General features: G+C 60.5%; 16 protein-coding genes. 10 read left to right on the top strand and 6 right to left on the bottom strand.

Going from position 1 to position 19,625, the window contains the following annotated elements; all coding sequences use genetic code 11:
* The first annotated feature begins 15 nt into the window (after positions 1 to 15).
* From FA94_RS37435 to FA94_RS29480, 4 genes are all read left to right on the top strand, one after another.
* A complete protein-coding gene (locus tag FA94_RS37435) occupies positions 16 to 2,421 on the top strand; it encodes a GNAT family N-acetyltransferase (RefSeq protein ID WP_051980862.1) in 2,406 nt (801 codons plus the stop codon).
* A 68-nt stretch (positions 2,422 to 2,489) separates the two neighbouring features.
* Positions 2,490 to 3,416 (top strand): hypothetical protein, encoded by a 927-nt coding sequence (locus tag FA94_RS29490; protein WP_035558048.1) that lies wholly within the window; start codon positions 2,490 to 2,492, stop codon positions 3,414 to 3,416.
* Positions 3,417 to 3,548: 132 nt separating this feature from the next.
* Positions 3,549 to 4,271, top strand: coding sequence for a hypothetical protein (locus FA94_RS29485; protein WP_035558045.1), 723 nt, complete (start codon positions 3,549 to 3,551; stop codon positions 4,269 to 4,271).
* 3 nt (positions 4,272 to 4,274) lie between these two features.
* Positions 4,275 to 5,174 carry a hypothetical protein gene (locus FA94_RS29480; protein ID WP_035558042.1) on the top strand — a complete coding sequence of 300 codons (900 nt, stop codon included), beginning with the start codon at positions 4,275 to 4,277 and terminating at the stop codon, positions 5,172 to 5,174.
* Between the two features lie 1,175 nt (positions 5,175 to 6,349).
* On the opposite strand, the gene FA94_RS29475 is transcribed toward FA94_RS29480, so the two are convergent.
* Genes FA94_RS29475 through FA94_RS29465 form a run of 3 tightly spaced genes read right to left on the bottom strand, consistent with a single transcriptional unit; the run spans position 6,350 to position 9,745 of the window.
* Positions 6,350 to 8,299 carry a hypothetical protein gene (locus FA94_RS29475; RefSeq protein WP_035558039.1) on the bottom strand — a complete coding sequence of 650 codons (1,950 nt, stop codon included), beginning with the start codon at positions 8,297 to 8,299 and terminating at the stop codon, positions 6,350 to 6,352.
* Positions 8,283 to 9,155, bottom strand: a complete 873-nt coding sequence (locus FA94_RS29470; RefSeq protein WP_231585055.1) for a PP2C family serine/threonine-protein phosphatase — start codon at positions 9,153 to 9,155, stop codon at positions 8,283 to 8,285. The genes FA94_RS29475 and FA94_RS29470 overlap by 17 nt, the downstream gene beginning before the upstream one ends.
* Positions 9,065 to 9,745, bottom strand: a complete 681-nt coding sequence (locus FA94_RS29465) for a vWA domain-containing protein (protein ID WP_035558036.1) — start codon at positions 9,743 to 9,745, stop codon at positions 9,065 to 9,067. Before FA94_RS29465 ends, FA94_RS29470 begins: the two co-directional genes overlap by 91 nt.
* Positions 9,746 to 9,822: 77 nt before the next feature.
* Here FA94_RS29465 and FA94_RS29460 point away from each other — a divergent pair, with 77 nt between their 5' ends.
* Positions 9,823 to 10,746, top strand: a complete 924-nt coding sequence (locus tag FA94_RS29460; RefSeq protein WP_035563408.1) for a hypothetical protein — start codon at positions 9,823 to 9,825, stop codon at positions 10,744 to 10,746.
* A gap of 39 nt (positions 10,747 to 10,785) precedes the next feature.
* Positions 10,786 to 11,523 (top strand): lysozyme inhibitor LprI family protein, encoded by a 738-nt coding sequence (locus tag FA94_RS37430; RefSeq protein ID WP_051980859.1) that lies wholly within the window; start codon positions 10,786 to 10,788, stop codon positions 11,521 to 11,523.
* A 113-nt stretch (positions 11,524 to 11,636) separates the two neighbouring features.
* On the opposite strand, the gene FA94_RS29450 is transcribed toward FA94_RS37430, so the two are convergent.
* Together FA94_RS29450 and FA94_RS29445 are read right to left on the bottom strand one after the other, a co-directional pair.
* Positions 11,637 to 12,626: a zinc-dependent alcohol dehydrogenase family protein gene (locus FA94_RS29450; RefSeq protein ID WP_035558033.1), complete on the bottom strand. Its 990-nt coding sequence runs from the start codon at positions 12,624 to 12,626 to the stop codon at positions 11,637 to 11,639.
* 41 nt (positions 12,627 to 12,667) lie between these two features.
* The gene (locus FA94_RS29445) at positions 12,668 to 13,783 is read right to left on the bottom strand and encodes an alkene reductase (protein ID WP_035558031.1); all 1,116 of its coding nucleotides are present in this window, start codon (positions 13,781 to 13,783) and stop codon (positions 12,668 to 12,670) included.
* A 477-nt stretch (positions 13,784 to 14,260) separates the two neighbouring features.
* Here FA94_RS29445 and FA94_RS29440 point away from each other — a divergent pair, with 477 nt between their 5' ends.
* From FA94_RS29440 to lra1, 4 genes are all read left to right on the top strand, one after another.
* A complete protein-coding gene (locus tag FA94_RS29440; RefSeq protein ID WP_035558029.1) occupies positions 14,261 to 15,013 on the top strand; it encodes an SDR family NAD(P)-dependent oxidoreductase in 753 nt (250 codons plus the stop codon).
* A 121-nt stretch (positions 15,014 to 15,134) separates the two neighbouring features.
* Entirely contained in the window at positions 15,135 to 16,463 is a 1,329-nt protein-coding gene (locus FA94_RS29435) for an MFS transporter (RefSeq protein WP_035558027.1), read from the top strand.
* Between the two features lie 48 nt (positions 16,464 to 16,511).
* Positions 16,512 to 17,690 (top strand): L-rhamnonate dehydratase, encoded by a 1,179-nt coding sequence (gene rhmD, locus FA94_RS29430; protein ID WP_035558025.1) that lies wholly within the window; start codon positions 16,512 to 16,514, stop codon positions 17,688 to 17,690.
* A gap of 48 nt (positions 17,691 to 17,738) precedes the next feature.
* Positions 17,739 to 18,521 carry an L-rhamnose 1-dehydrogenase Lra1 gene (gene lra1, locus FA94_RS29425; protein ID WP_035563404.1) on the top strand — a complete coding sequence of 261 codons (783 nt, stop codon included), beginning with the start codon at positions 17,739 to 17,741 and terminating at the stop codon, positions 18,519 to 18,521.
* 42 nt (positions 18,522 to 18,563) lie between these two features.
* On the opposite strand, the gene FA94_RS29420 is transcribed toward lra1, so the two are convergent.
* Positions 18,564 to 19,565, bottom strand: coding sequence for a LysR family transcriptional regulator (locus FA94_RS29420; RefSeq protein WP_035558023.1), 1,002 nt, complete (start codon positions 19,563 to 19,565; stop codon positions 18,564 to 18,566).
* Positions 19,566 to 19,625 lie beyond the last annotated feature (60 nt).

The following is a 19,625-nucleotide window of genomic DNA, read 5'->3' as shown; positions in this document are numbered from 1 at the left end:
GGTGAGGAGGGCGGCATGAGGGACACGGATCTGCGGGTCGAGGACAAGTTGGCGCGTGGTGTTGACGGCGGCGATGATGGTAACGACACGCAAGTTGCGCACACCGGCCTGCGTTTCGCCGACGTTTGCGCGACGCTGCCGGTGGCCGGGCCGCTCGCCGATATGCTGGCGGGACCGCGATGGGCCAATGCGTGGGCTGATGCGATCGTCTGTTTCTGGGAAACGGAGTCCGCGCTCGGCACGCTCGATTCGGACCAGTCGCTTTATGTGCTCGATGTCTCGCCAGGACGCGGGGTGCTGGCGTGGTTGCTGGTGCAGGCGATCGAAGATCGTCTGTCTTCGAGTGATGTGGCGGGAGTCGATTGGCGTTATCTCGTCTGTGATGAAGGATGTGACGAAGGGCGTGAAGCGGGTGAGGTGAATGCTGTTGCGACAGCGAGTCCAGTGCACGAAACGCTGCAGCATCTGCGCACGCATTCCCGCTTCGCTTCACTGATCGAAACGGGACGTCTCGACACAGCGAGCTGGTCACTCTTCACCGATGGCGCGTTACGACCCGATGGCCAGCAAACCGTGATCGAACGACTCGTTAACCCAGTTGTCGCCGTCGCGGCCGGCTGGTTTTCGCGGCAGCCTGCCGACCTGTATGCGGCGCATTACGGGCAATGGCTTGAGGCCTACGTAGAAGCGGACATCGACGTCTCGGCAGACGCCGCCGCATACACGCTGTCCTATCGATGGCAGCCGGCGTCGACGGATGATCTTGCGCCACTGTGGGGGCCGCTCGCCGAACGTTATGTCGCAAGTCTCGTCAGTGCCAGCGTGCTGCTGCCGACCGGCGCGATGGCGCTGGCGGATGCCTTGCGACGATTGAGCGGCGAGCGCTATCTGATGCTCGCGTGCGACATTGGCGCATCGAGCGAAGCGGACTTGCGCGACGGTGCGCTGAGCGCGCCCGACACGTGGCTGCCCGGCGACACGAGGGCGCCCGTCAACTTTCACGCGCTTGCCTGGCGGCAACCGTCCGCATGGGTGGTGCAGCGCCAGACCGACGCGCACGATCTGGCGGTTCAGGCAGGCTGGTCGCGTGCCGGCAGCGAACCGCCGATGACGGCACGGCTGAAGCTGACAGACATTATCGAACGATGCGAGCCGTGCGACGCGCGACGACTTGCGCAGGTTGCCGAGTCGGTTGCGGAACACGCGCCGCTCGATACCCTGGCCACGCTGTTGCGCGCCTCCGCTTATGACCCGGCCGTGCTGGCCGCCATGCTGCCGCATTGGCCGGCGCGCGCCGCGCAACTGTCGGGTGCGTCGAATCAGACGGTGCAGTTGTGGCGGCACGCGTTCGCGCAAACGTGGCGGCATCATTTGCCCGACACGCAGACCGTGCAGTTCGATGCGCAACTGGCGAGCGCAGCGGCCGCGTCAGGCGATTGGCAACTCGCGAAGGAGATCTGGCGCAGCGTGTTGGCGGTCGATGAGAACGCGCGCCTGGGGAGCGTGGGAGATGCGGGTGAATTGCGGCGTTGGAGCGAAGTGAATGGCGCGAACGAAGCGCAGACAGTGAACGATGCGAAGGCAACGTTCGGCGCGCAAGCAGCGAACGAGACGCAAGCAACCCACGAAGCAAACGAACAACACCATGCTCGCTGGCGCGCTTGCGTCCACCTGCATCTCGCGCATTGTCTGGCATCGAGCGGCGAGCTTCCAGCGGCCTGCACGCACGTCGAGCACGCACACATGCTCGATCCCGACGACCCGGACGTGCACGCGTGGCAAATTGAACTCGAAGCACGCGCGACTCGGCGACGCGCGCTACCGTGGTATCGCCCCGACCTCGCACGCGACGCCGCACTGTCGATCGAGCCGCTCGGCGTCGAACATGCCGACGCGCTGCTCGCGGCCTTCACCGATCCGCATCTCGCCGCGCTGGCAAATCTGCCGTCGCTGAACGAACCGCAAGACGTGCAGAAGTGGCTCGAAGCAGACGCCACCGAAGCGGGCCGCATGAGTTACGCGGTGATGGACGCGCGGTGCGGCTTCATCGGTGTCGTGAGTCTGTGCCGTGCGGGCGACGCCGCGCACTTCTACTTCTGGATCGATGTTCACGCGCAAGGGCAGGGCTTCGGCACGCGCGCGGCGCAATTGTTGTTCGAGCAGGCGCGAGCGGATGGCATCGCGGATATTTTCACGGCGTCGTATGCGGAAAATGCGCGCTCGCACGCCGCGTTGCGGCGACTCGGTTTCAACCGTCTGCCGGTGCGCCCGGCGACTGAGCCCGAGGTCGGCTTCTTCCATCTTTGTACTGCGGTGGCCGGCGCCGCGGCGCACGTGTCGTTACAGGACACGATCGCGCGCTTCACGAATTTATGCGAGGCGATCGATGCGCCGGTCGAACTCGCCGCCGAAGCAGCGTGACATGCCACGACAAGGACACGCCGATCTGAAATCACATCAACGATAGACGTACAACGGGGAAGCTCACCATGCATCACGGAAACGGCGGCACGGGCTCGGCCGAACATACGGCCGCGGTTGCTTTCAACGGTGGCTTGCAGCGACGGAACTCGATCACTCAGGCGCACGAGATTCACGCGTTGCAACCGACCGGGACGGCGACGCACGTCTCCAGGGCTCAACTGGAAGGCGTGCGGCACGGTGGTTCGATCGATGCGAACGCGTTGATGGGACTGCTCCATCCGTCGACCGAGGTCCCTTGGGACCCGAATAAGAGACAAGGCCGCCAGCAGATACGCACGGGACGAAATTTCTCCGTGCCTCAGACAGGTAGCACGACCCCTTTCGTTATCCGTATCCATACGCGCGATAACAAGCAGGCGGCTGTCGACCCGACATCGAATGCTTCGGTGGGCTCGGTCGTCCGGGTTGAGGAGGGCAAGCGCACCATGCTCTCGGAAAAGGTGGTGAGTAAGGACAAGATGATCAACGGCGCCGACTGGATCGGGGCGAGTTCGAAGAACCCTGTTCTACAGAACTCCGCCCATATTCCCGCCGTGCTGCCACCGGTTCCTGTGCCGACGGCGCCGACATCTTTCACCATGGCGCCGGTCGTTGCGTCGTCGTCGGTATCGGGATCGACACACGCCTTGCCGCCGGTCGCTACGCCTCCCCGAAGCCGTGCGTGGGAGGCAATGGGGCAGATATCCGGCATGGCCGGCACGGCGCTTTGGCATGGCTCGGGCGCTTCGTCGATCGTCGGCGGCACGCGGCAGTTCGTGCAGAACATGCAGTTGGGCGGAACATGGACCGGAGCGGGAATCGGTGCGGTCCGAGCGGTGGCGGGCGCAGCGGTGATGACGTCTCTGGCGACTTCGATGCCGGTGCGCGCCGCGGCTACCGCGGGGATAGCGGGGTTGTCCGCGATGGCGGGGATGCTGGGAGGCAGACGGTAGTGAGACCGGCGAGCGACCTTCACAGATGAGACTTGTGCCTTGTAGGGCTTCTAAATTATCTTGAGACAGGGTTTTCCTCCGGCAAGTTGTTCTAAACTCTCCAACTCTCACAGTCCGTCGTCCCGAGGAACAATGGAAGCTAATAAAGACGCCCAGACTGACTCGATCAGATCGATGATCGTTGCTCTCGTTCGAGCGACATGGAATGAGAAGCGCGTCGGCGTGCTGCTTTCACAGATTGGCTCGCTTGTTAGCGGCCATCCCGAACTTGCCAGGGCCGAAATGGGGAGCAGGAAGCTCACAAGTTATCTGGAAGAGGAACTACAGGACGAACTGAGAATTTTTGTATCTCCAGATAATCCGATTGTCCGCGTTGCGATTCCCGCGGAAGTTGGTGTGGCAGGTGACCCGGTTTTGCTTTTCCCGCACGCAGATCCAACGAAGAAGGCTGCCGCTGCAACTGGGGTTAGCGGTGCAATTCTTACGGCTTTTTCCCGCCCGCTGGCTGCGGACAAACAACGTGTGGTTCATTTGACGCCGAAAGTCCGCTTTGATGATATCGACCTTGATGCGGAAATTCCGGCGTCTGCCAAGCCAATCGCACGAGATCTCATTGTCGATCCTTCAGGGGTTGCTGATCCCGCTCAGGCTACTGCACAACTCATCGCCAATATCAAAGAATGGCGAGCCCAGTCGGAACTTGAACCAGGAACAATCTCGCCTAAGCCTAGGGTGTCCGAGCGACCAGGTAGAAAGTCGTTGCTCGAGCAGATCATCGAGACACTTTCGGAGCAGGATCTCAAGCGAGTCCAGTTACCTCTTGATATCGTCGAAAAACTTCTTAATCGTTTCTAGACGATGGACTTCGTATTTGGCTTTGCCGGTATTCCGGATGAAGTTCTGGACGGCGTGAGAAAGGAACGACAATCAATCGTCGGTCAGAGCGCGGGGTTCTTTACCGTGCAACACGGACCCAATGGCACACCGTATCAGCATAAACATCTGACCAGAACGACGAACCAGTTCGCCGAACATCTCAAAGCCAAGGTGCCATCTGTAAAACCTGATGCATCCATCGCACTTTTCTACGTACAGCGCGACGGTATGAATGCGGATGTGCTGGAGGCGGCGCTTTTCCCCCATGTTTTTATGGTTCCGATCGACTGGTCGATGACGAAAGCGGATAAGCATGGGGTTGGTCAGTCGAAGAACGAATTGGTTCAAAAGCTTCGACTCGTTTGCACTGAGGTGCGAAAGGCACTGCCCGCCATCAAGCGGGAGTTCAGTGAAGGCGCGCAGCGAACGCCGCTTCTGTTGCCTTATAGAAATTTTGAATCCAGACATCTCCTCGGTCATCTGAAATACGTGCAGTCATCGCTGCTGGCGAAGAGCGACAAGTTTACGATCATTGAACAGGCCGTGGCAAAGTTCCGGCATCTTCACCCGCCGCAAAAGATTCAGGAGGGGCATAAGGCAGGCAGACGCTACTTTGTCGATGCACGCGGAATTCAGTTCAAACCGCCAGGACATGAACTACATGGCCTGCATCATCCGAGCGGCGAGCATAACGAAATCTGCTACATCAGTGCAAAGAGGCGTTTGGGCGCAGCCTACAATCCGACGCTTCACTACGACTGCCAGAAGGGCGAACCTTTTAGCGCACTGTTTTTTGATTGCCATGAAAACAAGAGGGAAGCGCTGTCGGTCAAAAAACATATCAACATTGCGCCTAACGATAACATTCGTCTTTCAAGCTGAGATGGGTTAAGCGCCGCGTGTGCTGCGCCTTCGAAAGGACGCTTTATCCGCTCGGACCTTCGTCGCCAAGGCATGCTTCTGCGCCGATTGCGACCTGGGTCGTGATCGCAGGGCGGCTCATACGATCGAGGCAAATTGAAACTGTCAGCGCGATTGACGGCATGTGCTATAGTCTTTGGGTTGGCACCAATATGGTGCGCCATGGGTTCCATGTGTGCTTACCTTGTTTCTTCAAGAAACCGGCGATGCACCTCGCGAGTAGCCAACTTCGGGATTTGCGCCCAAGTAGGCTTGATGGGAAGACTAGACGGTACGGCATGGCGTGGCATTGCCCCCCGACCGTGGAAATTCCATCATTAGACATGAGTGAATAGTCGTTAGACTACTCTGAGCCTTTAACGCAAATTGCATTTTTCACCTGCTTTCAGGTGCGACCGGCCCACGGCTAACCCCGTGGGCCGTTGTCGTTTACGCGCCTGGAGTTGACGCAATCTGGCAGGTGCAAGAGGCTTCCGCGGTGTTCCGTAGCGCTAAAGCGGGATGGCCCACGCGAAAGTGATTTCCTGTAGAAGCCCGATAGAAACCTGGCGTTTCTGATCCCTATTGTGCGACGCACAGATTGCCGATTGACCGATGACCCGAGTCGCATGTCCATCCGTTCAAAGTGTCGGCAAGATGCGCGTTTGGCGGCATATTGATGGCGACGCAAACGTTCCCAAGACGTCGATACCCCGTGTTGCATTCCCAGTTGCTGCCTGTGCCTGTCAGATGCGCATTCGGCGGCGTCTGCATTGACATGCACACCGCGCCGAATCGCAGATAACCGTCGTCACATTGCCACTGGCCATCCGGGGATACGCGATGCGCGTTTGGCGGCATCGCTGTCGGCACGCAGCCGTACGGGCCTGGCCCCATCCCGGCAGGACAATCTGTGCGAGCGCTTTGACTTGTCCCGGCCATTTGGGCTTGGGCTGGACTCGGGGTTTGCGGCTCTGTCGATGCGATAGCCGCGGGAGGCGGCGAGATCGGCCCAACAGGCTTGCCGCGGAAAGCGTTGAGAAACTGGTCAACCTGGTTGGATGCATCCTGTGCGTGAGCTGGAATGGTGTTCAAACCGAGAACAATACTGAAGCACCACGCAATGAGTATTTTACTTTTCAACTCAATGGGCCTCGTCATTTCCGCGCCTGCATAATGGCGACGTCGGCTTCTGCCTGCGCGAGTGCATGCGAGGTTGCCTCAAGCGCACTCCTGGCGCCGTTCTGTCTTGCGACAGTATCGTTGCGGATTTCTTGCAGCCGGGCCGCGCCATCCTTGAGTTGTTGTTCCAGTCTGGCTCGCATCGACGCAACTCTGCTGTGCGCTGCGCTAATGTCTTGAGGCGTTGGAGCGGCGCTAGCAACGGGAGCGAAGCGCTGTTCGATTCCGCGTCTCCATGTCATAAGATTTGCTGTAAGCCCAGCGCCGAAGCCGGGAATCACAGCGATGGCGGACGCAGTAACATCCGCGGCCGATTCGATACCGAACGAGACCAGAGTCTGCTTGCGCTGCTCGCCGACGCCAGCGATTTTTGCGGCGTGAATGAAGTGACGATCCAGGAAATCGTGCAACTGGCGAGCTACCAGAGATGCTTGCAGTTGTTTCAGCTCCTGAGCCAGGACCTGCGGTAAGCCGTCGAGTTGGGCCTTGATTTGCCCAAGTTCGCGCGCTTTATCCGAGAGCCTTCGGTCGGTTCTCAGACTCTCGTAGTTGGCCAATGCCTGCTCATATGCACGCTTTGTGCTGTCGGCAACGCTTTTCCGTGTGACGAGTTCGACGGGTATCGGTACCTTTACGCCGTAGATGGCAAAGGCGCCAATCAGGAACCATAGAGGCCAGAGCGTGGGGACAACGAGCGCCGCGAGGAACGCAAAGAAACAGATGGCCGCGTAGGTCAGCCGTGTTTTGGTGATGCCCTTGCCGACGGATGCCGGCGCGGGCCGCCCACTAACGTTGAAAGACTGTGGGCTGTAAGCGGGTAACGGCGGCAGGGCGCTTAGCGCCTGAATCTGCGACCAGAGCGCGCCGATGTTCGCCCCGGCAACCTGAAAGTTGATGGTTGGTCCGGTCGCGGATGCCGGGGTGAAGTATGGCGTTCCGAGCTTGTCGCGTTCACACCACACGCAGGACTTGAGGTGGCCCGGATATTTGTGACGAGGCTCGGTGCTGCATGACCTCAATGAGTGCAACAGGCCGTCGAGCGCTGCAACCCATTCTTTTGCTTTGGGGCGACCGTATTGCGCGCCGGATTCGGTGAATGCACGCCAGAAGAGGTCACCCATTGCCGGTGGCAAGTAGTCGAGGCCCAAAGCTCTAGGCGGCATATCGATCAACCGCGCAAGCCGGTCAGCGCCATACGCGAAGCGGAATTCCTTGATGGCCCGATCCAGCGGCAAGTCGCCGGTTAATTTCGGCACCCCCGAAAACGGATGGCGCGCCATAAACAGGAGTTGGAAAACAAGGACGGCAAGGCCGAAATTGTCATGATTCGCAGTGCGGGTCACGCCGTGAAACGATCCAAGCCCCTGCAGTTCGGGCGGAGTGTAGTGGGGAACGCCGACGGTGCATGGAAAGCTGGTCGTCGCGGTATTCACATGGAACGAGTCGCAATCGAGTAATTTGATTGTCCCTTGATGGCTGACGATGATGTTGTTTTCGTTGACGTCGCCAATCGCGTGCCCGTGCGCGTGTATGGCATCGAAAGCGGCGGCGATGTTTCGTGCGGTTCCCACCAGGAACGAAAAATCGACCTTGGGAAAGGTCTGGCGTCTGCTTGCCACCCCATAAAGCTGATGGACGGGTTCGTAGCCGGAGAACTTCGGCATCGTGAACCCGGCGACTGGCCCGGGCTTATGCGCCAGCAATACGCTGATTGGCCATGCTGCAATCTGCTTCAGATAGGTGTCGCCGACCTGTGCCATGGCGCGCAGTTTGGCTTGTCGCTCCGGCGGAAGCGCATGAGAATATATCTTCGCGGCAACATTTTCGCCGTTGTGCATGGCGTCGAAGACGGCGCCTTCGCCGCCCTCGCCAAGCTTTTTGCCCAGGTTCAACGGGTTTCCAGATTCGTCAAATGCCACTGACATCGACCACTCCCAGCGCACGGGTGGCAAGAATCAGCGTCTTGTCGTCGTCAGTTCGTTCGTTGATTGCGTTGCTCCCCAGAAACCGCTCAAGCGCTGAGCATAATGAGTCGGTCTGTTCATCCGTTGAAGTGCGCAGCGCCTTGAACATAGGCTCGAAGAACGGTTCGTGCGCTGTTTCATTGGAGAACACAAGGGCAAGGCGCTGCAGGCCATCGCTGAACAGGGCGGCCTCTTCGGTCGTGTTTCGAACTTCGGCGCGAAGATGGTCCTGGGCGTCGGCGTCCGTGACGAAGAACGTCATGTTTGCGTATTCGCCAGATTCCGGCCAGAAGACAGGCGCGAGTCCGTCTTCATTCCGCGTGACGATCGCACCATCACCTACCTGAAAATAGAGGGCCTGCGTCGGCCCGATGACCGCACCGAGCAGCGTGCAGGCAAGAGCGCGCGTTGCGACGTCCAGCGCGTTCGCAGCCTCCGAAATGTCGGCACGAACGCGCTGGAGCAACTCGCCAGCCAGTTCGACAGTTAGCCCAGCTTCGCCAGACGCTTCGACCGCTGCGAGCAGGAGTTTGCCGCCAGCTTCGCACGCTATCTCCGCGCCGACTTCTCCGAACTGCGCGCTGCCCGCCCCGTCGGATGCGAGGGCGACCAGATAACTGGCTCCTTCGGCGTCGGTCGCGACATGGTAAAAGCAACTGTCCTGGCAGGGCGCGGATGTTTGAAGATGTGAACTGCCGACAACGGAAGCGCCGATGACTCGCCAGCTCACACCGAAGCCCAACCTGTGGGAGCTGTAAGAGGCACCTCCGTGCCCGGCGTCGAGCGCGAGACCGCCGCCATAGAGGCGGATAGCCATTGGAAAAGCTCGCGGAATTTCAAGCCTTGCAGTTCCAGTGGTTGGCGAGCAGTCGAAATCTGGCCGAGCGTGTCCATATTTGCGCCTTTCACACCAACGGCAAAGAACGCAAATTTCTTGGAGGCTTCGCCTTCGCGGATTCGAGCCGCGGCCGATTGCCAGGCATCGGTCGGGCCGCCGTCGGTAATAAGAAAGACCCACGGGCGGTAGTATGAGATGCCGTTGGCTTTGTACTCCGCCTTGCGCGCATCGAGTGTGTCGAGCGCCAGATTGATCGCCGCGCCCATTGGCGTATCGCCTTGGGCGGTCAGCGTGGGCGGGAAGAAATTCGGTGCTGTGTGAAAGGGCATTTCAAGAGCGGGAGGCCCGAAACTCACAATCGCCGTGTCGACTCGTTTCATGGCGAGCGAGTCAGCCGCAAGTTCGTCTTTAAACGTTGTCAGCCCCGCGTTCAACAGAGCGATTGGCTCACCGGCCATGGAGCCTGAACGATCCAGAAGAAGCACGCATGGACAGCGTTGCTCAGGATTTTCGGCGAAATTGTCCGTGCCGAATGCTACTTGCGTAGCGAAGTCGTTGTTCTCAGTCATGGTCTTCTCGCTATGCGGCGCTGGCTAAGCTCGGATCCGCGCGTTAGTATTTGAGCCTTCGATAATAGACCATGATCATGTGGACAAGTAAAGCGCCCGCTTATTTTGCTTTGGTTTGCGCGGTGGCAATCGGGGTTTTGCTGTCCGGCGCGAACAGGAGTTCGAAGCCTGATGCAAGCGCGCAACTGGACGTCCCGAGTACATCGGCAACGGTAGCGTCTTCGCCTGCCGAGTCGCCACCCGTTCCAGTGATTGAATGGAAGTCGCAGACGCTAAATTTAGGAAGCCTTCGTTTGAAAGCAAGCCTTCCATCGTACGGCGTCAATGCAAAATGCATGCTTCCTGGTCCCGCGGACGACGAAGTTGCGATGTGTCAGCCGTCAGTGGGAACGACGGATACCTCCATTTGGCAAATCCGGACAGTGAGCCAGCGCGACAGGTATGTACCGATATCATGGTTCGATAGCGCCATTCAAGCGTTACGTGTTTTGCCGCCTGACGTGCTGACGCGTCAGTTGGGTAACGAGGCGAACCGCGTGTCCAAGGCCGGTTTCACGAATGCCGCACTTCTTTCACCTGTCGACTTGCCGGGTGCTGTCGGTATTCGAGGCGCCGCGGCGGCACCCTCGTCGTTTTCCGCTACTGCCTCACAATCGTGCGTGTATGCATTCTTCCTCGCCGCAAATAAGCCGACCACGCTTCTGTACTGTGCAACGGACGAAGCACAATCTTTGGCGGGGTCTCAGAAGATTGTCTCTTCATTGCTTAAACTCAACGTGTCCGGTGAATATAAGCGCGGTAGCGCGCAGGGAACCGAGCATGCCTTGTATTTGAAGCGGCTGAAGGCGGCCGGTGGCGCAGCGGGAGCACCCGAACTCGTGTCCTCCGAGCAGTCTTTTGAGCAAATGACCGCTAGTGAATGCGAAAAGTACCCGGTGATATCTCAAGAGCGATTTCAGTGCTACGAAGGATTTGCGGCTAGCCGACTGTCGGCGTTGTGATTCCGCGATCTTTTTCAGATTAAATAAAAGTAAAAAGACATGGACAATATCGGGGTAGTGCTAGTTTTTCTGGGCGTTGTCACCGGGCTGGTGGGGATAGGCGGTTTCTTCGATACTCGCAAGGTCGACCGTCGCTTTAAGACGGGCTACAAGAACAACGAACCTGATACCAGAGACTTTGGTCGCTCAGGGAAGCGCATTTTGTGCGGCATTGGGATATGCATTGCGGGCGCCGCGGTTAACCAGTTGACCTCGCCATCCCGACCTTCATCGGAAGTGGCGCCGGTTAATACGGTGAGTTCGCCACAGGACGCTACCGTTACCTCTGCTGCAACGGTATCGAATCCGGTTGTCGCGCTTGACCCACAGCAAGCCGAGCAGAAGCCGGACAGTGGATCCGCGCTCGGATCAAACGAGAGGGTTGTCGCTGCTGACCCGGTGGCGACGGTTCCGAATCCGGTTCCAGATGCCCCTCCTGTCCAGATTCAAAGCGCCTCGACGCAGGCGACCTCAGAGGCTGTCAGTTGCTCTGACGACGGGACTTTTTTTGGTGCCAACATTTGCAGGAGCGCGACGCTAGCAGCCGCCTACGATCAGGAAATCAAAGAGTACGAGGCGGCGCAGAGCCGTATAGGGGGCAAGGACGTTGGGGTCCGCATCGAACAGCAGAACTGGCTCGATCAGGTAACGAAGCAATGTACCGATATGCCGTGTCTGACTAATGCGTTCGATGCTCGAATCGCCAACCTTCACACTCGATATCGGAAAGAAGGTTAGGGTAGCTGGTGCGTTGGCATTCGGGCGCCGAATGCGTATCCCCAGCTACCTTCAGCCACGCCAGGACGTTCGCCACTCCCCGGCGAACGTCTCAGTCACACTCACTCAGCCGTTCACACCGTCACAACGATCTTCCCAAACTGACCATTAGTCTCCAGATACCGGTGCACCTCGACCATCTCATCGAACGAGAACGTGCGATCGATCACCGGCTTGAGCGCGCCACTCGCCAACCCTTTGAGAACATAATCCACCGCCGCCTTACGACGCGTCTCATCCCCACTCGTCAACCAGATGTTGTGCGCCTTGACGGTGATCATCTTCGCGATCATCTCGAGCACCGGCAGCGGCGTGACTTCATCGCTAAGCGCACCGTAGATATACGCAATGCCCTGAAACGACAGCGCCGAAATCAGTTTCGCAAAGTTCGGCCCGCCGACCGGATCGAACACCACGCGTGCACCCTTGCCGTCCGTGATTCGCATCACTTCGTCGAGCAGATCGGTTTCGTCCGTCACCACCACGTGAGCGGCGCCCGCGTCGAGCAACTGCTGACGTTTGGCCGCACCACGCGTCAGCGCAATAGAAGTCGCACCGGCGTAATTCGCAAGCTGGATCGCCGCGAGTCCAACACTGCTCGACGCCGCCGGCACGATCACGAAGTCGCCTTTCTGCACCTTCGCATCTTCGATCAGCGCGCCGTACGCCGTCACGAACATCATCCACACCGAGGCTGCCTCGGCATGCGACAGCGACGGCGGATGTTTGACGACAGCATAGTCCGGCACGACGATCACTTCGCCATAGGTGCCGTACTGATTCATCGAGAACGACGGGATCACGTTGACCTCGTCGCCGGCCGCGAAGCCGCTGACGTCTTTGCCGACCGCATCGACAATCCCGGCGGCTTCATAACCGAGACCCGCCGGAAACTTCACCGGTTCGATGTACTGGTCGATGCGCCACATCGCTTCCGCGCGATTGATGCCGATCGCTTTCACCTTGATACGAATCTCGCTCGGACCCGGTTCGGGTGTCGCTGTGTCGACGAATTCGAGAACTTCCGGCCCGCCGGCCTGGGCGAACTTGATAGTGCGTGACATGAAAACCTCCTACGTTGATGGATAACGAAACACGAATCGACTCAGACGGTCGCTTCGGCTTCTGCGACAGGCTGATAGGCGGGAAAATCGGAGTAGTGCGTTTCATCGCCGCCCCAGAATGCGGCGCGGACGTACGGCGTGAGCGGCAGCTTGTGCTTCAGACGATACGGCAAATCCGGGTTGGACGAGAAATGGCGGCCAAAAGCGACCAGGTCCGCGTCACCGCTTGCAACGATGGCTTCGGCGCTATCGCCGTCAAAGCCACCCGCTGCGATGATCGGCCCGGAAAAGTGCGGACGAAGATACTTCACCGCAACCGGCGGATGACCTTCGTGCAGCGTCTCGTCGCCCTTGATGCGCGGTTCGATCACATGCAGGTAAGCGATCTTGTACTCGTCGAGCACTTTGGCGACATGGCTGAAGGTGGCTTCGGGATTGCTGTCCGAAATGCCGCCCCATTCACCCGATGGCGAAATGCGCACGCCGACCCGATCCGCACCCCACACCGAGATCAGCGCTTCGACTGCTTCACGCAGAAAGCGAACACGGTTTTCGATCGGGCCGCCGTAAGCGTCCCTGCGTTGGTTGGTGCCGTCCTGAATGAACTGGTCGACCAGATAACCGTTCGCGCCATGCAGTTCCACGCCGTCGAAGCCGGCATCGAGCGCGCGTTGTGCCGTAACCCGGAATTCCTCGATGACGCCGGGAATCTCGTCGATAGCGAGTGCGCGGTGCGGGGACGCGGGCACGAAGCCATCCTTCGTCAACGCGACGCCGTCGAACGGAACCACCGACGGTGCAACCGGGTCCACGCCACCTGTCATTTCAACGTGGCTTTGACGTCCGCCGTGAATCAGTTGCATGAATACGCGGCCGCCTTTGGCGTGAACGGCATTGGCGATCGCTTTCCAGCCGGCCGTCTGGCCGTCGTGGTAGAAGCTCGCCGCGCCGAGATAGGAGCGGGCGGTGACGGAGATGCTGACGCCTTCGATGATTTCGAGTCCGCCTTCGGAGGCGCGCTGGCCGTAGAAGTCGGCCATCATCGGGCTCGGAATGTCGCCGGGTTGAATGGTGCGCAGGCGCGTCATCGGCGCCAGCGCAACGCGATGCGAGAGGGGGTAAGCGCCGACGGTGATCGGAGCGAACAAGCGGGCCATGATCGTTTCCTTTGCGGTGAAGTGAGTAACAGAATGCGATCCGCGTTGCCCCCATTTCAAAACCTGGCGATAGATCGAATGCATGGCCGAAGAGTGGGGGGTGCTCCGTGTTGCGGGGTGGAGCGACGCGTCGCTGCCGTCTGATGGGTAATTTAGGCCTGGCCTGGAAAATTTAAAAAGACTTTATAAGCGGGGTGGCATGCCTATGAGGCATGGGGTGGGGCGGCCGCAGGCTGGCTGGACGGCGTTGTTTCCGTGCTGCCAGATTTCGCTTGCAGCGAACGGTTAGAGAATTCCGCGCCCCATAGAACGACGGAGCCCCCGATCCACTTTTGTTATCACCCCCTCCAATACTCGGATTGTTAGCACATCGCCCCGCTCGTATATTGGCCGGACAGTGAGCAGCAAGCTCGCCCAGCCCATAGACATAGACAAAAACACAACGGCAAGCCGCCCGGCCTGCCCAGGAGCACAGCGATGAATCGGATCGATCTGGACGGACGCGTGGTCGCCATTACCGGCGGCGCGCGCGGTATCGGCTACGCGGTGGCGCAACGGGCGCTGAACTCGGGCGCGTCCGTCGCGCTCTGGGACATCGACGCGGACCGCCTCGCGCGCAGCCAGCGCGAGTTGAGCGAACTCGGCAAAGTCACCGCCGTCAGTGTCGAACTCACGCAGGAAGCCGCCGTTGCTGAAGCGGTCGCGCAAACCGTCGCCGCGCACGGCGCGATCGACGTGCTGATCAATTGCGCCGGCATCACCGGCGGCAACGGCGCGACGTGGGAACTGGAGCCCGACGTGTGGCGCCGCGTGATCGACGTGAACCTGATCGGCCCGTATCTCACCTGCCGCGCGGTCGTGCCGCAAATGCTCAAGCAGGGCTACGGACGCATCGTCAATATCGCCTCGGTGGCCGGCAAGGAAGGCAATCCCAACGCCTCGCACTACAGCGCCTCCAAGGCGGGGCTCATCGGCCTGACCAAATCGCTCGGCAAGGAACTCGCGACGAAGAACATTCTCGTCAATGCCGTCACGCCCGCCGCGGCCAAAACCGAAATCTTCGATTCGATGTCGCAACAACATATCGACTACATGTTGTCGAAGATCCCAATGAACCGTTTCCTGTTGCCGGAAGAAGCGGCCTCGCTGATTCTGTGGCTGTCGTCGGAAGACTGCGCGTTCAGCACAGGCTCCGTGTTCGATCTGTCCGGCGGCCGCGCGACTTACTGAGCCGCGGCAACATGGCGACGGTCGCCATACACGCATTACCCGTACTAGCCGCATGACTCGCCGTACTCAAGATAAAAGCGCATAGCCGCCGCCCGTCGGCGAGCTTCGCGAAGGAGACGACATGGACCCGCAGGCGAACAGTTCGCTGGAGGCGATCAACAGCAAGGTCATGCGCCGGCTGTTGCCGTTTCTCCTGCTCATGTACGTGCTGGCGTTTCTCGACCGCGCCAATATCGGTTTTGCGCAGAAGGCATTGCAGCACGATACGGGTCTGTCGAACGCGGCGTTCGCGTTTGGCGCGGGCGTGTTTTTCGTCGGCTATGCGCTGTTCGAGGTGCCGAGCAATCTGCTCTTGCATCGCTTCGGCGCGCGGGTGTGGATGTGCCGGATCATGGTCACGTGGGGGCTCGTCTCAGCCTCGATGTGTCTGGCGCACTCGGCCACCACGTTCTACGCGCTGCGCTTTCTGCTCGGCGTCGCCGAAGCGGGTTTCTTTCCCGGCGTGATCTATTACCTGACTCACTGGTTTCCGCAACGCGCGCGAGCGCGGGCGGTCGGCGTGTTTTATTTCGGTGCGCCGCTGGCGTTTATTTTCGGCAGTCCGTTGTCGGGTTCGCTGCTCGAATTGCATGGCGCGTGGGGTCTCGCCGGCTGGCAATGGCTCTTTCTGGTGGAAGGCGTGTTGGCGTCGGCGGTGGGCGTGTGGGCGTTCTGGTATCTCGACAACCGTCCCGACGACGCGCAATGGCTCGATCCGCAAGAGCGCGCCAGTCTGCGTGCCGCACTCGAAGACGATGCGCGCGCCGCGTCGGCGCATGGACCGCATCGCATTCTCGCTGCGCTAGTGGATCGTCGCGTGTTGCTGCTGTCGGCGATCTATCTGCTGATTCAAATGAGCGTGTACGGCGTGATCTTCTATCTGCCGCAACAGGTCGCCGCTTTGCTCGGGACAACCGTCGGTTTGCGCGTGGGTCTCGTCGCCGCGCTGCCGTGGTTGTGCGCGCTGGCTGTCACCTGGTACGTGCCGCGCCGCGCGGATCGCACAGGCGGACATCGGCGTTGGGCCGTCGCATTGCTGGTGCTTGCCGGGCTCGGCATTGCTGCGTCGGGACTCGCGCACAACCCCGTGCTCGGGTTGATCGCCTTGTCCTGTGCGGCGAGCGGCTTCATCGCGGCGCAACCGCTGTTCTGGACATTCCCCACTCGCCATCTAACGGGCGCTGCTGCTGCCGGCGGCATCGCGTTGATCAATTCGCTCGGTGGACTCGGCGGCTTCTTTGCGCCGAGCTTGCGGACTGCGGCGGAACGCGCGTTTTCGTCGACGTCGGCGGGACTGGTGGTGCTAGGCGTCTCCAGTCTGCTCGCCGCGCTGCTGATCGGCACGCTGTTGCGCCGCGACGCGAGCGGGGCGAACGATTCTTTCCAAACCTTATTGCATCGCGCCCGCTAGGCGCATTGTCGGCCGGTTCGTCGACGCACTTATAACGGAGCCTCTCTCATGGCCATGCCCACTATCCGGCACGTGCGTGCCTTCACTGTTCGCGGCGGCGGAGCGGACTATCACGACCAACCCGGCGGACATTGGATCGACGATCATATTTCCACGCCGATGGCGCGTTATCCGGAGTACCGGCAGAGCCGCCAGTCGTTCGGGATCAATGTACTCGGCACACTGGTCGTGGAGATCGAAGCCAGTGACGGCACCGTCGGCTTCGCCGTGACCACGGGTGGGGAGATCGGCGCGTTTATCGTCGAGAAACATCTCGCGCGTTTTCTCGAAGGGCAACTCGTGACCGATATCGAGAAGATGTGGGATCAGATGTACTTTTCGACTTTGTATTACGGCCGCAAGGGCGTGGTGCTCAATACCATTTCAGGCGTCGATCTCGCACTGTGGGATCTGCTCGCGAAGGTGCGCAAGGAACCGGTGTACCAACTATTGGGCGGACCGGTGCGCGACGAACTCGTGTTCTACGCGACCGGCGCGCGTCCGGACCTCGCGAAGGAGATGGGGTTCATCGGCGGCAAGCTGCCGTTGCAACATGGACCCGCCGAAGGCGAAGCGGGTCTCAAGCAGAATCTCGACAAGCTCGCCGAAATGCGCAGCCGCGTCGGCGACGACTTCTGGCTGATGTACGACTGCTGGATGAGTCTCGACGTGCCGTACGCCAAGCGGCTCGCGGACGGGGCGCACGAGTATGGCCTCAAGTGGATCGAAGAAGCGCTGCCGCCCGACGACTACTGGGGTTACGCCGAACTGCGCCGCAACGTGCCGCGCGGCATGATGGTGACGACCGGCGAGCATGAAGCGACGCGTTGGGGTTTTCGCATGTTGCTGGAGATGCAATGCTGCGATCTGATTCAACCCGATGTCGGCTGGTGCGGCGGCATGACCGAACTGATCAAGATTTCCGCGCTGGCCGATGCGCACAATGTGATGGTGGTGCCGCACGGTTCGTCGGTGTACAGCTATCACTTCGTCGTCACGCGGCACAACTCGCCGTTCGCCGAGTTTCTGATGATGGCGCCCAAAGCCGACGAAGTCGTGCCGATGTTCACGCCGCTGTTGCTCGACGAACCGGTGCCCGTGAATGGACGCATGAAAGTACCGGACACGCCGGGCTTCGGCGTGAGACTGAATCCGGAATGCGCGCTGGTGCGGCCGTATCCGCGTTGAACGCACGCAGAGTGCGTGCTGTGCGCTGAAATCGAAAAGGAGAATGACGTGCTGCTCAAGGACAAGGTCGTGATCGTCACCGGCGGTTCCCGAGGCATCGGCCGCGCGATAGCGGTTGCGTGCGCAACCGAAGGCGCGGACGTGGCGATCAACTACTGGGGCGATAACGACGCATCGTACGGCCGCCGTTCGGCGGTCGCGGAGGTCGTCGAGGAAATCGAGGCGCTGGGGCGGCGCGTGATCGCGATCGAGGGCAACGTCGCCGCGCGCGAAACCGGCCAGGAGCTGGTGCGTCATACGGTCGAAGCGTTCGGCAAGGTCGACGTGCTCGCCAGCAATGCCGGCATCTGTCCGTTTCACGCGTTTCTCGACATGCCGGCGGAAATTCTGGAGTCGACGGTAGCGGTCAATCTGAATGGCGCGTTCTACGTCACGCAAGCCGCCGCGCAGCAAATGAAAGCGCAGGGCACGGGCGGCGCGATCGTTGCAACCAGTTCGATCAGCGCGCTGGTGGGCGGCGGCATGCAGACGCACTACACGCCGACCAAAGCCGGCGTGCATTCGCTGATGCAATCATGCGCGGTCGCGTTGGGACCGTACGGCATTCGCTGCAATTCGGTGATGCCCGGCACCATCGCCACCGACCTGAACGCAGAAGATCTCGCCGACGAAGCAAAGAAAGCCTACTTCGAAAAGCGCATTCCGCTGGGCCGCCTGGGCCGCCCGGAAGACGTGGCCGATTGCGTGGTGTTCCTCGCCTCCGACCGCGCGCGCTACGTGACCGGCGCCGCGTTGCTGGTGGACGGCGGCCTGTTCGTCAACCTGCAGTAACGCGCGATGCCGATGCCGATGCCGATACCGATGCCGCCGCCGTCAATGCACCGGAACCGAAGCGGTCGCGGAGGGCGGCGCGGGCACGCTATCGACATCGTCGCGCGCGAGCTTGCGCGAGAAACCGCGCAGCAGGTCGATGAAACGCAGCGCCGGTTCGGCGAGCGGTTCTTCCTTGCGCGTGAGAATGCCGAAGCCCGCGAGACTCTTGCCGATTTCGAGCGGCAACGCGACCAGCAGCTTGCCGCGCAAATGATCGCGCACCACCGACTCCGGCAACATGGCCACCGCGTCGTAATTCTCGAGCAATTGCAGTGTCGCGAAGATCGACGCGCATTCGGTCAGGTTGACCGGCGTGGCCAGTCCCGCCCGCGCGAGTTCTTCTTCGAACAGCACGCGCGCCGGGCTGGTGACGGGTTGCGCGACCCACGGCCAGTCGATCAGTTCGCTCAGCGTGATGCGCGAGCGCTCGGCCAGCGGATGCACCGCGCGCACCACCAACAGCAAGGTTTCGCGTGCCAGCGGTTCGAAGCTGAAATCGTTGTGCTGGAGAGGATTGGTCAGACGCCCGAGCGCCAGATCGACTTCGCGGCGATGCAGCAATTGCACGACCTGGTCGCTGGTTTCGCCGAGAATCCGCACGTTCAGCAGTGGGCTTTCGGTTTTCAAAGCGGCGACCGACATGGCGAGCAGATCGGGCGCGGCGCCCATGATCGCGCCGACGGTCAACTGTCCATGTCCGCCACGCCGTTTGACCTCGAGGTCTTCGGCGAAGCGGGTCAACTCGGCCAGTGCGCGCCGCGCGTAAGCGAGCGTCACGACACCGAGCGGCGTGGGCGTCATGCCGCGCGCGTTGCGCTCGAACAGCAGAAAGCCGAACGCTTCTTCGATATCGCCGAGCATGCGGCTCGCGCTCGGCTGCGCGACGTTGATGGCCTCGGCGGCCTGATGGAGGTTGCGGGCGTCGTCGAGCGCGACGAGCAGCGCGAGATGTTTGAACTTGAGCCGATTGACGAGTGCGACGGCAGCGGAGTGTTGGCTCATGGCTCTGTGCGATTCGGTTTGTGGATCGCCCAATCCCAAGAACGGATTGAGATGCTATCG

The organism is Burkholderia sp. 9120 (genome assembly GCF_000745015.1).
Classification (GTDB): Bacteria; Pseudomonadota; Gammaproteobacteria; order Burkholderiales; family Burkholderiaceae; genus Paraburkholderia.
Note: the sequence above shows the minus strand (reverse complement) of the source record. Positions and strands in the feature narration are given on the sequence as shown.

Bases quoted from the DNA above. Each gene is read 5' to 3' on its own strand.
- FA94_RS29450 (WP_035558033.1), bottom strand. From the start codon at position 12,626: ATGTCACGCACTATCAAGTTCGCCCAGGCCGGCGGGCCGGAAGTTCTC.
- FA94_RS29480 (WP_035558042.1), top strand. From the start codon at position 4,275: ATGGACTTCGTATTTGGCTTTGCCGGTATTCCGGATGAAGTTCTGGAC.
- FA94_RS29420 (WP_035558023.1), bottom strand. From the start codon at position 19,565: ATGAGCCAACACTCCGCTGCCGTCGCACTCGTCAATCGGCTCAAGTTC.
- FA94_RS29475 (WP_035558039.1), bottom strand. From the start codon at position 8,299: ATGTCAGTGGCATTTGACGAATCTGGAAACCCGTTGAACCTGGGCAAA.
- FA94_RS37430 (WP_051980859.1), top strand. From the start codon at position 10,786: ATGGACAATATCGGGGTAGTGCTAGTTTTTCTGGGCGTTGTCACCGGG.
- FA94_RS29470 (WP_231585055.1), bottom strand. From the start codon at position 9,155: ATGGCTATCCGCCTCTATGGCGGCGGTCTCGCGCTCGACGCCGGGCAC.
- FA94_RS29460 (WP_035563408.1), top strand. From the start codon at position 9,823: ATGTGGACAAGTAAAGCGCCCGCTTATTTTGCTTTGGTTTGCGCGGTG.
- FA94_RS29445 (WP_035558031.1), bottom strand. From the start codon at position 13,783: ATGGCCCGCTTGTTCGCTCCGATCACCGTCGGCGCTTACCCCCTCTCG.
- rhmD (WP_035558025.1), top strand. From the start codon at position 16,512: ATGGCCATGCCCACTATCCGGCACGTGCGTGCCTTCACTGTTCGCGGC.
- FA94_RS29485 (WP_035558045.1), top strand. From the start codon at position 3,549: ATGGAAGCTAATAAAGACGCCCAGACTGACTCGATCAGATCGATGATC.
- FA94_RS29440 (WP_035558029.1), top strand. From the start codon at position 14,261: ATGAATCGGATCGATCTGGACGGACGCGTGGTCGCCATTACCGGCGGC.
- FA94_RS29490 (WP_035558048.1), top strand. From the start codon at position 2,490: ATGCATCACGGAAACGGCGGCACGGGCTCGGCCGAACATACGGCCGCG.
- FA94_RS29435 (WP_035558027.1), top strand. From the start codon at position 15,135: ATGGACCCGCAGGCGAACAGTTCGCTGGAGGCGATCAACAGCAAGGTC.
- FA94_RS37435 (WP_051980862.1), top strand. From the start codon at position 16: ATGAGGGACACGGATCTGCGGGTCGAGGACAAGTTGGCGCGTGGTGTT.
- FA94_RS29465 (WP_035558036.1), bottom strand. From the start codon at position 9,745: ATGACTGAGAACAACGACTTCGCTACGCAAGTAGCATTCGGCACGGAC.